Here is a 14,611-nt window from a genome sequence, read left to right on the forward strand (position 1 = left end):
CGGGTGATTCGGGCGTGCGGCGAGAGTGCGTGCCAGGCGTCGCGGGCCCACGAAGATCCGCCGGACAGGCCCTAGGAGACGTCCACGCCGTGGGCGCGGGCGAGCCCTTCGAGTCCGTCGGCCCACCCCTGGCCGAGGGCGCGCAGCTTCCAGACGGGTCGGCCCGCCGTCGTGTGCCGGTACACCTCGGCGACGGCCATGGCGCGGATGCCGGGGTCGGCGGGCGGCTGGAAACTCCACGCGTGACCGGCGCCCCCGTCCAGGTTCAGGGCGGCATGGGTGAGGGCACCGCAGGTCAGGCCCGTGTCGACGTCCATGTTGACGGCGATGGTGACGCGGTGGACGTGCGGGGGCAGCGCGGCGGGGCGCAGGGACGCGCGCTCGACCGCGTACGGTCCCCCGGTCTCCTTGCCCAGCAACCGGACCGCGCCGGAGGCGCCGTCGGGCTGGTTGTAGAAGACGAAGTCCTCGTCACCGGCGACCCGGCCGTCCGCGCCGGTCAGGAAGAGTGTCAGGTCGGCGTCGGCGCCCGCGAACTCGAAGGCGATCCGCACCTCGTGCCAGGCGTCCTCGGGGAGGACGACGCTCTGTCCCTGGGCGAGCGTGGTCGCGGGGGTACGACCCTGCGGCACGGTACAGCCCTGCGGCGCGGACTGCTTCTGCTTCCACTCGGCGAAGGGGCGGATGCGATACGGGTCCGGCAGGGCGGCGGCGTGCGCGTCGGGCACGTTCGCGCGCAGGTCGCCGTCCAGGCCGGCCAGGGTCGCCTCGCCGGTCACGGGCTCGTCCGCGGAGTCGTCCTGGGCGCTTTCGAGGAGGCTCCGCAGACCGGGCAGTCTGCTGACGTCCAGGGGCTTGAGGGTGCTGGACAGGTTCCCGGCGACGGTGGTGGTGACCGCGCAGACGACGCCCTGCCCGATGTCGAGGAAGCGCAGCGCGTCCTCGGTCCGCTGCCAGGGTCCGGCCTCGATCGCCTGGCGTGTCCAGCGGCCGTAGGCCACGAAGCCGAGTCGCTGGGTGTTCGGGAGGCGGGTGAGGACGGCGAGGTCGATCGCGGTGATGCCCGGTGCGGTGGCGAAGGCTTCCTTCAGCGTGGCGACGATGTTGGAGCCCATGGCGGTGAGCCACCACAGGGTGCGGTCCCGTTTGGTGAGCTTCTTGAGGGTGGGGCGGCCGGTGGGGGTGACGCCGGGTGTCTGGTCGGGCAGTGCGTCGATGTCCGGCTGCCGCATCACCACGGAGAGGACCGAGCCGTCGACGCCCACCGCGCAGCCCGAGGCGGGGTTGTCCGCGAAGGCGTGGTTGACCGCGCCGCACACGGTCTCCTCGTCGTTGCCGGTCAGCGACCGCCACCACTGGTCCGCCTCGGCGACGAGCCGGGTGTGCGCCTCGCGCAGCCGGGTCTCCTCGGCGGCGAGGTAGGCGGGGGCGTCCGCCTCCGCGTGCCGCTTGGCCGCGTTCCGCGCGCTGCGGGCCAACAGACCGAGCCCGGCGAGGTGATGAGCCTGTGCCTCGGCCAACGCCCAGGCCAGGTGCAGTCGTTGCGGCTCGGGGACGACGGGCGGTGTGAGCGTCGGGAAGGATTCGAGGTGGACGCTGGTCATCTGCCGTCGCAGCTCGTGCAACTCGGCGATGGCGGCGTCCCGTTGTGCCTCCTGCTGCGCCCGTTCCGCCTGGCGGCGGGCCCGTTCGAGCTGGGCGGCAGAGGGTGCCACGGTCCGGCGTCGCGCCTGCGGGCGACGGGCGCCGCGCAGTGCGGTGGACGCCTGGAAAGGACCGGCGCCGGAGGAGAACCGCGCGCCTCCGCTGCCCGCGCTGACGCGTGCGATCCGGGGTCCGACGGACGCGCGTACACCGCGTGTCGAGACGCGCACGCTCATCCCGGGTACGCCCACACGAAAGCCGAAGCCCACGGTTCTCCTCTTGTCCTGGACGGGGTCGGGCCGCTGACGGAGCCTGGTCTACCGGTAGAAGACGGCGACGCCGCCGTGGTGCGAGCAGGCGCCCTGGTGGTGGGCGGCGTAGCTGTAAGTGCCGTCGTTGCACTGGGCGGTGGCACCGGCGGGGTGGGACGTACCGCCACCGGAGGCGGAGGAGCCACCGGTCGAGGAACCGCCACCCGAGGTGGAGGAACCGCCCGACGAGGAACCGCCGGAGGACGAGCCGCCGCCCGAAGTGGTGGACTTGGCGGCCGAGTTGCCGGAGGCGGGCTGTGCGGTCCTGGTCACCGTGACCGTCGGGCGCGGCTTGGGCTTGGCGGTGACCGTGACGGTCGGCGCGGGGGCGGGCGTCTTCGTGGCCGTCGCCGTCGCCGTGACGGTGACCTTCGGGCGTGGCGCTCCGGCGCTGGCCGAACTGGATCCCCCGCCGCCGATGACGGACCCGGCGACGAGCAGCGCGATGCCGCCGGCCCATACCCGCTTGCGCTTGTACAGCGGCCGGATGTCGGGCACACGGACGGGCTCGGGCGGCTGGACGCCCCACGGCTGCCCCGGCTGGTACTGACTCACGCGAAGACCCCCCACGACGAACACCGGACACCTGCGGCCCGGACAGTTGAGGACTTTACAAAATCTCCTCACGGAGTGCGCACCCCCGTTACACAACCGGGACAACACGCGGCACCGAAGCGATCACACGGCGCAAGCACCCCGGCGAAGCCGGACCGGACATTCCGGTCGACACAGGCCAGACACCCTGGCTCGTCGGCCGAAAATCGCTGCCGTGACGGGCGGTGAGGGCGGAGACTCGTGTCATGGCTGACATGGGGGCGTTCCGGGAAGCGGCGATCGCGTGGGCGGCCGGTGGTTCCGGCGACCGGGCGCGGGACTTGGCGGGACGGCTGCCCGTCCGGGCGGTCGTGCTGCTCGAAGGACCGAGCGACGCGGCGGCGGTCGACGCGCTCGCCGCGCGCCGGGGGCGGGATCTGGCCGCCGAGGGGATCTGCGTCCTGCCGATGGGCGGCGCGACGAACGTCGGGCGCTTCGCCCGGCTGCTGGGGCCGTCCGGTCTGGGACTGCACCTCACGGGGCTGTGCGACGAGGCGGAGCGCCGCTACTACGCCCGCGTCCTGAAGCGGGCCGACGCCGCGCGGCAGGGTTTCTTCATCTGCGCGGCGGATCTGGAGGACGAGCTGATCCGCGCCCTGGGCGTCTCCCGGGTGACGGAGCTGATCCGGACCGAGGGCGATCTGCGCCCGCTGCAGACCTTCCTGCGCCAGCCGGAGCAGCGGGAGCGCACCCCGCAGCAGCAGTTGCGCCGCTTCCTCGGCACGAAGAAGGGGCGCAAGATCCACTATGGTCGCGTCCTCACCGAGGCTCTCGACCCGGACGGCGCCCCCGCCCCGCTGGCGGAACTGATGGCCAGCCTCTGACGAACCAGCCCGCCGCCAGCGACAATTGACGCCCCATCAACGCTCCATCAGCAACTGTCGCCCAGCGCGTCCATCTCCCCGCCGAACCGCATCTGATAGTGGGCGGCGTAGTCGCCGGAGCGCACCAGGCGGCACTCCTTGCCGTCGGCGTAGTCGATGAAGGAACCGGCCCTGTTGGCGCGGAAGGACCCCACGTGGTCCACGAACCGGCTGGGCAGGTCCACATAGCCGCCGCGCCAGATGTAGGACTCGCCCGTGCCGTCCTCGCCCCGCCACAGACAGGTCGCGTTGCTCGGGCAACCCGGCAGCGCCTGCGCCTGGGTGGAGGTGCCGAGCGTCGCCGCCACCACCGTCCCGACGACCAGCGCGAAACTCGCCCACCGTGACCTCATGCGGTTCTCCTCACTGTTCCGGCGGTTGATCGCCTCCATTCTCCGGCGCGAAGAACGCAAAGTGAAGATACGTCTCCTATTCGACAGTTCACCCACATCGGGACAGCCGCTCCCCGTTACACCGCCGTGTATCCCCCGTCCACGGTGAGCGTCGCGCCGTGGACGTGCGACGCCTCGTCGCTCACCAGGAAGGCGACGGCGGCGGCCACTTCGGCCGGGGTGCCGCCGCGCCGGGCGGGCGTCCGCGTGGTGATCGGGGCGAGGTGCTCCTCCATCGCCGCCACCTTCTCGGTCAGAGTCGGGCCCGGGGCAACGGTGTTGACGCGGACGCCGTAGGGACCGTACTCGTCCGCCCACGACGTGGTGAGGGAGTGCACGGCGGCCTTGGTCATGCTGTAGAGCGCCGAACGCGCCGCGCCCCGCAGTCCGTTGATGGAGCCGAGGTTGACCACGGCGCCCTGTCCGCGCTCGGCCATGGGCGGGGCCAGCAGCCCGGTGAGCAGGAACACCGAGCGCACGCTGACGGCGAGCGCCTGGTCGACGGTCTCCTGGGCGACCTCGGCGGTGGGGGTGGGCGCGAGGAGGAGCGCGGCGTTGTTCACGAGGATGTCGATGCGTCCGCCCGCCGCGTCGAGCGCGTCGGCGGCGAAGCGGCGGATCACGTCGGCGCCGCCGGAGAGGTCGGCGCCGACGAAGACCGCCGCGCCGCCGTCCTTCTCGATGCGGGCCACGACCTCCGCGCCGCGCCGCTCGTCGCGTCCGCTGACGACGACGAACGCGCCCTCGGCGGCGAGCCTCGTCGCGATGGCGGCGCCGAGACCCGTGGTGGAACCGGTGACCAGGGCCGTGCGCCCGGTGAACCGCTCAGTCATGTTGCCGTGCCTTCCGTGCGGGACCGGTTCCAGGTGCCGAACCGGTCGGGGGCTGCCCAAGCTGCCACCCGGAAAATGGACCCGCAAGTCCAGAAAATGGCAGGATGGCGGCATGGCACGACGACTCACCGCCAAGGGCACGGCGACCCGGCAGCGCATCGTCGAGGGCGCCGCCGAGGAGATCCGCGAGGGCGGCGCGACCGAGACGACCCTGGACGACATCCGCGCCCGCACGGCCACCAGCAAGAGCCAGCTCTTCCACTACTTCCCGGGCGGCAAGGAGGAGCTGCTGCTCGCCGTCGCCCGGTACGAGGCCGACCGCGTCCTGTCCGACCAGCAGCCCTACCTGGGTGCGCTGACGTCCTGGCAGGCGTGGTGGGACTGGCGGGACGCGGTGGTCGACCGCTATCGCGCACAGGGGCAGCGCTGCCCGCTCGGCACGCTCACCTCGCAGCTCACCCGGGCCACGCCGGGCGCGCAGGCGGTCACCAGGGAGCTGCTGGCGTCCTGGGAGGCGCAGATCGCGGCGGGGGTACGGGCCATGCGCGAGCAGGGCGCGGTACCGCCCGGTGTGGACGCGGGGCGTACGGCGGCGGCGCTGCTCGCCGCGATCCAGGGCGGGGTGTCGATCCTGATGTCGACCGGCTCCCTCACGCACCTGGAGGCGGCGCTGGACCTGGGCATCGAGCGGCTGCTCGGCGCGCCCGCGCGCTCAGCGGACTGACCGCTCCGGCGCGGGCGGCGCGTCGGGCGTCGTCAGGGCCAGCGGTCGGGCTCGCGGGGTGCCGGGTCGTCCGGCTCCAGGGTGGTGGTGGTGAGTTCGTCGCCGTCGAGAATCTGGTCGCCGTACAGGTCCTCGAGCCAGTTGGTCTGGTAGATGGTGTCGAGGTAGCGCTCGCCGAGGTCGGGGGCGATGGCCACGGCGGTGATGTCGGGGTTGCCGTGGCGCGCGAGCCATTCCGTCGCGCCGCTGACGACCGTGCCGGTGGAGCCGCCGAACAGGAAGCCGCGCCGGGCCATGCGGTGGCAGGCGCGGATCGTGTCGGCCTCCTCGACCCGGATGACCTCGTTGACGTACGACTCGTCGAGGAGCGGGGGTCTCATGCTCATGCCGAGCCCGGGGATCATCCGGCGGCCGGGTTCGCCGCCGAAGGCCACCGAGCCCACGCTGTCGACGGCGACGATGCGTACGGGGCGGTGCCACTGCCGGAAGTAGCGGGCGCAGCCCATCAGGGTCCCGGCGGTGCCCGTGCCGACGAACAGCACGTCCAGGCGCGGGAAGTGGCGGGCGATCTGCGGTGCGGTGGTGCGGTAGTGGGCCTGCCAGTTGCCGGGGTTGGTGTACTGGCTGAGCCACACGTACCGGTCGTCGGAGGCGCACAGCGAGCGGACGTACTCGAGCCGGGTGCCCAGGAACCCGCCGTTCTCGTCCAGGTCGGCGACGATGTGCACCCGGCTGCCGAGGGCTTCCATGAGCAGCCGGGTGGACAGGTTGCACCGGGAGTCCGTCACGCACAGGAACCGGTAGCCCTTGCTGGCGGCGATCATGCTGAGGGCGACGCCGAGGTTGCCGGACGAGGATTCGACGATGACGGAGTCCGGCTTCAGGATGCCGTCCCGTTCGGCGCTCTCCACCATCTCGTTCGCGGCCTTCAGCTTGATGGAGCCGGCGAAGTTGAATCCCTCGCACTTCAGATAGAGGGGGTGGTCGACGACCGAGGTGAGGTCGACGAAGAGGTGGCCTTCGTTGAAGTCATGGGGAGCGGATATGACGGGCACGGTGGGCCTCCTGGTACCGGGGACGGGTGGCGGACCGACTCAGCCGTACCGGCGCAGGTCGTGGAAGAAGTGGTCGATGACGCGGAGGTCGCCGGCTCTCGCCGCCTGGTCGTAGACGTACTTGCCGACGGCGAGGTCGAGGACGCCGAGACCGAACGGCGAGAAGATCACCGGCCGGTCGGCGGGCGGTGCCGCCCGGCCGAGCATCACGTCGTTGAGGGTGCCGTTGAGGAAGTCCCGGTCGCCGGTGCGCTGTTCGACCAGGTGCGGGGAGGTGTCGGCCTTGAGGCAGTGCTCGACGTCGTCGACGAAGTTGGCCGAGGCGAGGAGGACTTCGGGGGCGAGGTCGCGCAGGGAGATGTGCAGGACCACGGGGTTGTGCTTGAACAGGGCGGGGTCGGTGACATGGGGTTCGCCCGCGATCGTGGCGAAGACGACCAGGTCGCTGTCGCGGATCAGGTCCTCGGGCTGCTCGTGGACGGTGATCTCGGCGGTGGTGCCGCTCTGTTCGAGATAGCCGCGGAATCCTGCGGCGCTCTCGGCGGCGACGTCGTGCACGCCGATGGTGTCGAACATCCAGCCGGTTCCGGCGAGGAAGGTGTGGATGTAGCGGGCGATGAGACCCGTGCCGAAGAAGCCGACGCGGGTGGGGCGCTGCCGGGTGCGGCTGAGCCAGTCGGCGGCCAGCGCGGCGGAGGCCGCCGTCCTGGTCGCGCTGATGATGGAGCTCTCCAGGCAGGCGAACGGGTAGCCGGTCACCGGGTCGTTGAGGATGAGCACCGCGGAGGCGCGGGGCAGCCCGGAGCGCACGTTGTCCGGGAAGCTGGAGATCCACTTGATGCCGTCGACGGCTGCGGAGCCGCCGAGGGAGGCGGGCAGCGCGATGATGCGCGAGCTGGGGCGGTCGGGGAAGCGCAGGAAGTACGAGGGCGGGTTGACCGACTCCCCGGCGCCGTGCAACCGGTAGGTCGCCTCGACCAGTTCGGTGATCTGCTTCTCGCGTCCTTCGAGCGCCTGGCGCACCTGGTCGCCGGAGATCACGGCGAAGGACGGCACCGAGGGCGGCTCGGGCGCCACCGGCTGTGCGGGGGTGGTCAGTTGGCTGGTCATCGTGTGCCTTCCTGCGGGTTCTGGGCGCCGTCGGCCACGCGGCGGGGCTCGGCCATGCCGACCAGCACCCGGCGGTCTCCGGTGAAGGGCTCTCTGCTGTGCGCGGTACGGATGTTGTCCACGAGCAGCAGGTCACCGGCCTGCCAGGGCTCGCGCCTGGTGTGCTCCTCGTACGTGGCGTTGAGCACCTGGACGACGTCCTCGCCGATCGGACTTCCGTCCCCGAAACGGGTGTTGAACGGCAGCCCGTCCTCGCCGTACTCGTCCACCAGGTACTCGCGGACCTCCGGGGCGAGCGTCCACTCGTTGAGGAAGGCGATCTGGTTGAACCAGCAGCGCTCGCCGGTGACCGGGTGGCGGACCACGGCGGGGCGGCGCTGCGCGGTGCGCAGGGAGCCGTCCGGCTGCCAGGTGAAGTCGATGGCCCGGTCCCGGCAGTAGCGCTCGATCGCGGCGCGGTCGGCGGTGCCGAAGGACTCCTCCAGGGTGGCGCCGATCTCGTCGTTGTAGGAGCGGGTCAGCAGCCAGCCCTCGCGCTCGAAGCGCTCCGTGACACCGGCGGGGAGCGCCCGCAGGATCTCGGTCGCGTCCGCCACGGCGGTGGCGCCGCCCTGCTCGGGCGCGGTGAGGCAGGCGAAGAGCATGAGACCGGGAGGTTCGAGGGTGTAGCTCAGTTCGTGGTGCATGCACATCGGCTGGTTGGCGGGCCAGGCCGTGGAGGAGTAGACCCCCGGGGCGAACTCCTCGCGGGGCGCGAAGGATTCCCGTTCCGTCAGCAGACCGCCGGTCAACCGGGAGAAGACGGCGCCGACCTGCTCCTCGTCGCGCAGCCCCAGTCCGCGGATCAGCAGCGCGCCGTGCTCGGTGACCTGGGTGCGCAGCACCTCGCGGTACTGGGCAGCCCAACTCGGCGCGTCGGCGGGGGTGTCGACATGGGCCACCGCCGGTCTGTCCGGCCGCGACTCGACGTCGAGCGGCGCTGCCAGGGATGAGGTCGACATCTCGGTTCTTCCTTTCGGTTGCCGGTCCGCGGCACGGCGGGGTCGGGGGAGGGAGGTCTGGAGGGTCAGGAGGGGGCGAGGGGTGCCATGGCGGCGAGGACCGCCTTGGCCGCCTCGTCCGGGCGCAGCCGGGTGAAGTAGTGGCCGCCGTCGGGGAGTTCGTGCAGGTCGACGCGCTCGGCCAGGAACAGCCAGTCCCGGTGGGCGTCCGCGTGCCCTGCCGTGTACGGGTCGTCGGCGGCCACGACGACCGTGACCGGGGCGGTGAGTTTCGCCCGGGGCGGGTTCTCCAGGGCGTCGCGGAAGTAGCGGTGCGCGCAGAGGCAGTCGTGCCGGTAGGCGGCGCCGACGCGTCCGGCGTGCGGCGCGTCGAGTTCGGCCAGCTCGGTGTAGCCGCCCTCCGAGGCGAGCCGGGCGGCGATCTCGCTGTCGTCCCGGTCGTCCAACTCCGCGATGGCGGCGCGTCGTTCGGCCAGGGTGCCGGGCAACTGCGCGGCGAGGAACAGCCGGGTCACCTCGACGCCGCGTTCCTGGAGCAGCCGGGCGGTCTCGACGGCGGGCGCGGTGCCCGAGGAATGCCCCCACAGCATGACCCGGGTCAGTCCGCGGGCGGTGATCTCGTCGGCGACGCGCCGCGCCACCTCGGGGATCGGGGCGAACGGCTCCTGGTGGGCGGCGAGATCGTGTCCGGGCAGGTCCACCGCGAGGACCTGGGTGCCGGAGGCCGCCAGCGCACCGGCCATCGGCTGGTAGTTGACGGCGTGGCCGCCCGCGTAGGGGAAGCACACGAGGGTGCTCTCCGGTGTTCCGGCGGTGTGCGCCAGTGGCTGGAGCAGTTCGGTGCGCGAACCGGTGGCGCCGTCGAGGAGGGCGGCGAGGTCGGTGAGGACCGGGTGGCGGGTGATGTCCTTGAGGGACACCGCGCGGTCGAGCGCGATGGTGAGCTTCACCGCGGTGAGGGAAGTGCCGCCCAGGTCGAAGAAGTGGCCGGTGCGCCCGATCCGTTGCTCGGGCACACCCAGCAACTCCGCCCAGACGGCGGCGAGTCTGCGCTCCACCGCAGTGCGCGGGGCGTCCGCGGTCTCTTCCCGCTCGGGCGCGCTCTGTTCGGCCAGCGCGGTGAGCGCCTTGCGGTCGGTCTTGCCGTTGGCGGTCAGCGGGAGCGCGTCCTGCCAGTGGAAGGCGGACGGGACCATGTAGGCGGGCAGGTCGGCGGCGAGCGTGTCGCGCAGCTCGTCCACGGGAAGCTGCCGCCCGGAGTAGAAGGCGATCAGGTGCTTGCCCTGTCCGGGCCGCTCGGCGACGACCACCGCGCCGTCGCGCACGCCGGGCACCCGCAGCAGGGTGTTCTCGATCTCCCCGATCTCGATCCGGAAGCCCCGGATCTTGACCTGGTTGTCCCGGCGCCCGAGGAACTCCAGCTTGCCGCCGTGGTGCCAGCGCCCCCAGTCCCCGCCCAGGTAGAGCCGCTCGCCGGGGCGGAACGGGTCCTCCAGGTACGCCTCGCGGGTCCGCTCGGGGTCGTTGACGTACCCCCTGCCGACGCAGACGCCGGAGAAGGCGATGAGCCCTGGGGCGCCCAGCGGGACCAGGTCCAGGTGCTCGTCCACGACGTACACGCGCACGTTGTTGACCGCGCGGCCCAGCAGCACCCGCTCGCGGGGTCCGTCGATGATCTCGTGGTTGGTGTCGTCCGAAGTCTCGGTCAGCCCATAGGCGTTGAGGAGCTTGACGCCGGGCTGGACGGCGAACCAGCGCTGGGTGAGTTCCGGCTTGAGCGCCTCGCCGGTCACCGACACGCAGCGCAGGTCGGGAAGTTCGCGGGGGTGCTGCTCCAAGTAGGAGACCAGGACCTCCAGATAGGAGGGCACGAGCTGGGTGACGCCGACCCGCGCCTCGGTCAGCGTGTCGACGAAGCGCTCCACGTCGACCAGCACGTCCTGTCCGACCAGCAGGGTCCGGCCGCCCACGAGCAGCCCGGACACCAACTGCCACAGGGAGATGTCGAAGCACTGCGGTGCCGTCTGTGCCACCGTGTCGCCCTCGCCGATGCCCAGGTCGTCGATCTTGGCGAAGAGGTGGTTCACCATGCCCGCGTGCTCGCACATCGCCCCCTTCGGCTCACCGGTGGAGCCGGAGGTGAAGTAGATGTAGGCGAGCTGGCCGGGGTCCACCGCGATGCCCGGGTCGTCGTCGGGGTGCCCTTCGGCGTACGCGTCCTCGACGAGCAGCTTCTCGGCGTCGGGCACGGTGGTGAGCGCCTGGTCGAGGGTGTCGGTGCTGCCCTTCTCGGTCAGCACCAGCCGGCACCCGGCCCGGGACAGCGTGGCGGCGATCCGGCCGGGCGGGAAGTGCGGCTCGATCGGCAGATAGGCGCCGCCCGCCTTGAGGACCGCGAGGGTCGCGGCCAGCCAGTCGAGATTGCGTTCGGTGACGACCGCGACCACGTTCTCGCGCCCCAGCCCCCGGGAGAGCAGCGCGCGGGCCAACCGGTTGGCGCGGGCGTTGAGTTCGCCGTACGTCCACTGCCGCTCGCCCTGCACCGCGGCCACCGCGTCCGGGTGGGTCCGCACGCGCCGCTCGAAGAGTTCGTGCGCCCGCGCGTCGGGGAGCGCCCGCTCGGGTCCGGCCAGCCCCTCAAGGAGTTCGCACGTCTCCCGCGCCGACAGCAGGCTCTGCCGGGTGTGCTCGGCGTCCGGTCCTGCGGTCATCAGCTTCAGCGCGGTGAGGTGGTAACCGGCGATGCGGGCGGCGCCGCCGGTGTAGAGGACGTCGGTCCGGTAGCGCAGCCGCAGCACCGGCGCTTGCCCGTCCCCGGTCCAGCCCACGTGCAGCACGACGTCGTCGGCGAGGGTGCCGTCGCCCGCTCCGCAGGTGACCTCGTACGACGGTTCCGTCAGGGCCAGTTCGCGCCGGAGCGCGGCCACCGGGAAGTCCCGGTGCGCGAGCACGTCGGTCCGCGCGCGGTCGGCCGCCGCGACCAGGTCGCGCCAGGTGCCGGGGGCGGCGGAGAGGCGCAGCGGCAGGGGTGCGCCGGTCGCGTCGGCGAGGTGCCCCGTGACCACGTCCTGTTCGCCGGAGAGGGCGGCCAGCACCTTGGCGTGCACCACCAGCAGGAGGGTGTCGAAGGACACGTGCAGCTCACGCGCCAGCGCGTGCACGGCGTCCGCCAGTGCCTCGGGCACGGGCACCTCGTACTCGGCCACGCCGGGTGCCGGTTCCCCGGTCCACCTCGGGACCTGGGTGAAGCCTCCGGCGGTGAGTATCCGGCACCAGAAGTCCCGGTCCGCCTCCACGTGCGCTTCCATCGGTTACTCCCTCAACTCACGGTCGTTGCGGCGGCGTTGTCCAGGGACGGGGGTGTTCTGCGGCCGGACGCGGCGGGTGGCACGGCGGTCTCCGGCAGGTCGGCGGCGGGGTTGCCGCCCCAGCGCGCGTGCGGGGGGACCTCCTCGCCCTTCATCAGGAAGGAGTCGGGCGCGAGGACGGCGCCGTCGCCCACCTTCACGCCGTAGTGCACGTGCGCGCCGACGCCCAGCGTGCAGTCGGCGCCGATCCGGGTGACGGCGGACTTGAAGGTGCCGTCCTCCTGCGAGTGGCACTGGATCTTGCATCCGGCGTTGAGCGTGGCGCCGTCGCCGATGGCGGTGAGCGTGCGCTCGGTGATGAAGCTGCCGTCGTCGAAGACCATGCGACCGATGCGCACGCCCATCAGCCGCCAGATCAGGGGCTTGTAGGGGGTGCCGTTGAAGATGTTCAGGTGCCGGTCGGGGATCTTCCACACCCGCTCCTGCTTCCAGAAGGCGCGGTCGTAGATGGAGCACAACTGGGGGCGCAGCCTGCGGAAGGACAGCAGGCAGCGTTCCACCACGATGTAGTAGGCGGTGGAGAGGAACAGCGTCATCGCCATGTACACGGCGATCACGACGTGTCCGACCACGCCGTAGAGGTTCACGGTGGCCAGCGCCAGGAAGGTGAGCGCGAGGACGTGCACCCAGCGCACGAACAGCATCAGGGCCATCGAGCGCAGGTTGTAGCGGTTCTTCGCGGCGAGACCCTGGCGCAGCGCTTCGCCGCCTCTGAGGTGGTCGAACCGCGCGTCGCGCTCCACCGTGCGGGGGATCTCGAAGCACGGTGAGCCGAGCAGCCCGACGCCTTCGCGGATCTCGCCGTCCAGCGGCACCATCACCTTGGTGGCCAGCAGGCAGTTCTCGCCGGTCCTGCCGCCTGCGGGGTAGGCGATGTTGTTGCCGAGGAAGTTGTGCGCGCCGATCGTCGCCCGCGAGAGGCGGAACGAGGTCGCGGAGTAGTCGGCGTTCACGACGGAGAGCCCGTCGGCCACCATCGTGCCGCTGCCCACGGTGACAAGGAGCGGGCTCTCGTGCTGCATCTCGGTGCCGAAGTTCGAGCCCGTCTGCTCGACGTGCGAGAGGTCGTACCCGATGCCGCGCAGGTAGTTCACGATGTACGAGCTGTCGCCGAAGAGCCAGGCGAAGAATTTGACGTTGGTCATGCGCGCGGTCGCCCGGTGCACCGCGTACCGGAAGCCGTAGAGCGGGTACACGCGGTCCGGCCGGACGACGAGGCTCAGCAGGCGCGGGAGCGTGCACAGCGCGGCGAAGCCCAGGACGACGAAGCCGACGAAGAGGACCAGCGAGAGCAGCAGCGAGTCCCACGCCAGCTCGGACAGCGTTAGCGCGGCAGCGGGCTCCAGGCGCTTGCGGATCGCCGGAACCTCGGTGAACAGCATGTACATCCCGCCCACCCCGAGCGGGATGTACAGCAGGAACAACTGGAGCAGGGAGGCGCAGCCGAACCAGGTGCGGCGCAGGGCGCCGCACGGCGCCGGGGCGACGCGCAGATAGTCGACCTCGGTGGGCTGGGCGGGCGATCCGTGCCGGTGCTCGCCGTCGGGGACGACCTGACCCCGGTGCAGGGACGAGGAGTGGCCGAGCTGCGCGCCGTCGCCCATCGAGGTGTCGATGTCCAGGACGGTCTTCTCGCCGACGTACACGTCGCGGCCGAGGGTGACGCGTCCGGTCTGGATGCGTCCCGAGTGGGCGCGGTAGCCGAGCAGGAAGGTGTCCTTGCGGACGACCGTGCCGGAGCCGATGGTCAGCAGGTCGGTGCAGACCGGCATGGAGTGGGTGAGGATCGTGACGCCCTTGCCGATCCGCGCGCCCAGGGCCCGCAGATAGAGCACATAGAGCGGGTTTCCGACGAAGAGAAGCATCGGATTGGCGTGGAGCAGCGACTTGACGATCCAGAAGCGCAGGTAAGCGGCGCTCCAGACGGGGAATTCACGGGGTTTCCAGCGGCCGATGAGCACCCATTTGGCGATGAGCGGTATGGCGCACAGGACCAGGAATCCGGCGCCGCCGAACAGCAGTGACCGCAGATAGATGTCCCACAGACCCGAACCGCCGGCGACCCATTCGTATCCGATGGCGGTGCCGAATCCGGCGACCAGTGAATAACCGAGGAAACACAGCGTCTGAAAAGTTCCGCACAGGACATGGGAGGCGCGGCTCACTCGCGTCACCGGCTCCGGCGGCGCCGTCCGCATCAGCGGTGAGACGGAGACCGGGGCGTCCACCAGGGGCTCGGCGGTGCGGTCGAGAGCCGTGGCCAGGCTGCGGAGCGTGGGGTGCTGGTAGATGTCCTTCATGGACGGCGAGGGCAGGTCTCCGCGTTTGCGGACCCGCGCGCAGAATTGCGCCATGACCAGGGAATTCGCGCCGAGGTCGTCGAAGAAATTGCCGTCGGGGGAAATACTCTCGACCCCTGTGACATCGGCCAGCACTTCCGCGAGGCGTGTTTCGGTGTCAGCCGTTGCGGGACCGGAACTGCCGCGCCTGACGACGGCGTCGCTTTCCGGTCCCTCCCTGTCAATCTCCGAGTGGACCTCCGAGGACTGCTCCACCATTTGATCTCCTCGAAGATGTCTGGATCGCTGGCCGCTTCAGTTTCGGCCCGCGACCGCGAGGCTGCCACTCCGAGTCGATCACCCCGGGACCGGGAATACGCCTGGCAAGCCCGTGATCCCTGGGTGCACGCGTGTGAGCGGCACTCCAGGGATCACCT

General features: G+C 71.4%; 11 protein-coding genes. 2 read left to right on the forward strand and 9 right to left on the reverse strand.

The features are described 5' to 3' along the window. Positions 1 to 71 precede the first annotated feature (71 nt). Both IF655_RS02820 and IF655_RS02825 read right to left on the reverse strand, forming a co-directional pair. Positions 72 to 1,880, reverse strand: coding sequence for a TerD family protein (locus IF655_RS02820; protein ID WP_206775388.1), 1,809 nt, complete (start codon positions 1,878 to 1,880; stop codon positions 72 to 74). Positions 1,881 to 1,961: 81 nt separating this feature from the next. Next, positions 1,962 to 2,510, reverse strand: coding sequence for a DUF3761 domain-containing protein (locus tag IF655_RS02825; RefSeq protein ID WP_307814844.1), 549 nt, complete (start codon positions 2,508 to 2,510; stop codon positions 1,962 to 1,964). Positions 2,511 to 2,755: 245 nt separating this feature from the next. On the opposite strand from IF655_RS02825, the gene IF655_RS02830 reads away from it, so the two are divergent. After that, positions 2,756 to 3,373, forward strand: a complete 618-nt coding sequence (locus IF655_RS02830) for a TOPRIM nucleotidyl transferase/hydrolase domain-containing protein (RefSeq protein ID WP_199581875.1) — start codon at positions 2,756 to 2,758, stop codon at positions 3,371 to 3,373. A gap of 47 nt (positions 3,374 to 3,420) precedes the next feature. Here IF655_RS02830 and IF655_RS02835 read toward each other — a convergent pair whose 3' ends face one another. Together IF655_RS02835 and IF655_RS02840 are read right to left on the reverse strand one after the other, a co-directional pair. Beyond that, positions 3,421 to 3,765, reverse strand: a complete 345-nt coding sequence (locus IF655_RS02835) for a peptidase inhibitor family I36 protein (RefSeq protein ID WP_199581876.1) — start codon at positions 3,763 to 3,765, stop codon at positions 3,421 to 3,423. Positions 3,766 to 3,881: 116 nt separating this feature from the next. Beyond that, positions 3,882 to 4,637 carry an SDR family NAD(P)-dependent oxidoreductase gene (locus IF655_RS02840; protein WP_199581877.1) on the reverse strand — a complete coding sequence of 252 codons (756 nt, stop codon included), beginning with the start codon at positions 4,635 to 4,637 and terminating at the stop codon, positions 3,882 to 3,884. 112 nt (positions 4,638 to 4,749) lie between these two features. Between IF655_RS02840 and IF655_RS02845 the strand changes: the two genes are divergently transcribed. Beyond that, complete coding sequence (locus IF655_RS02845) at positions 4,750 to 5,361, forward strand: TetR/AcrR family transcriptional regulator (RefSeq protein ID WP_199581878.1); 612 nt, start codon at positions 4,750 to 4,752, stop codon at positions 5,359 to 5,361. A gap of 32 nt (positions 5,362 to 5,393) precedes the next feature. Here IF655_RS02845 and sbnA read toward each other — a convergent pair whose 3' ends face one another. The 5 genes from sbnA to IF655_RS02870 form a co-directional block, all read right to left on the reverse strand. Further along, entirely contained in the window at positions 5,394 to 6,416 is a 1,023-nt protein-coding gene (gene sbnA, locus IF655_RS02850) for a 2,3-diaminopropionate biosynthesis protein SbnA (RefSeq protein ID WP_199581879.1), read from the reverse strand. Between the two features lie 39 nt (positions 6,417 to 6,455). Then, positions 6,456 to 7,526 carry a 2,3-diaminopropionate biosynthesis protein SbnB gene (gene sbnB / locus IF655_RS02855; RefSeq protein WP_199581880.1) on the reverse strand — a complete coding sequence of 357 codons (1,071 nt, stop codon included), beginning with the start codon at positions 7,524 to 7,526 and terminating at the stop codon, positions 6,456 to 6,458. Further along, positions 7,523 to 8,527, reverse strand: a complete 1,005-nt coding sequence (locus IF655_RS02860) for a TauD/TfdA family dioxygenase (RefSeq protein WP_199581881.1) — start codon at positions 8,525 to 8,527, stop codon at positions 7,523 to 7,525. Before IF655_RS02860 ends, sbnB begins: the two co-directional genes overlap by 4 nt. 65 nt (positions 8,528 to 8,592) lie before the next feature. Further along, positions 8,593 to 11,835: an amino acid adenylation domain-containing protein gene (locus tag IF655_RS02865; RefSeq protein ID WP_199581882.1), complete on the reverse strand. Its 3,243-nt coding sequence runs from the start codon at positions 11,833 to 11,835 to the stop codon at positions 8,593 to 8,595. Between the two features lie 11 nt (positions 11,836 to 11,846). Further along, positions 11,847 to 14,453, reverse strand: coding sequence for a Pls/PosA family non-ribosomal peptide synthetase (locus tag IF655_RS02870; protein ID WP_199581883.1), 2,607 nt, complete (start codon positions 14,451 to 14,453; stop codon positions 11,847 to 11,849). Positions 14,454 to 14,611: the final 158 nt, after the last annotated feature.

The sequence above is a fragment of the Streptomyces sp. DSM 110735 genome, assembly GCF_016482685.1.
Taxonomy (GTDB): Bacteria; Actinomycetota; Actinomycetes; order Streptomycetales; family Streptomycetaceae; genus Streptomyces.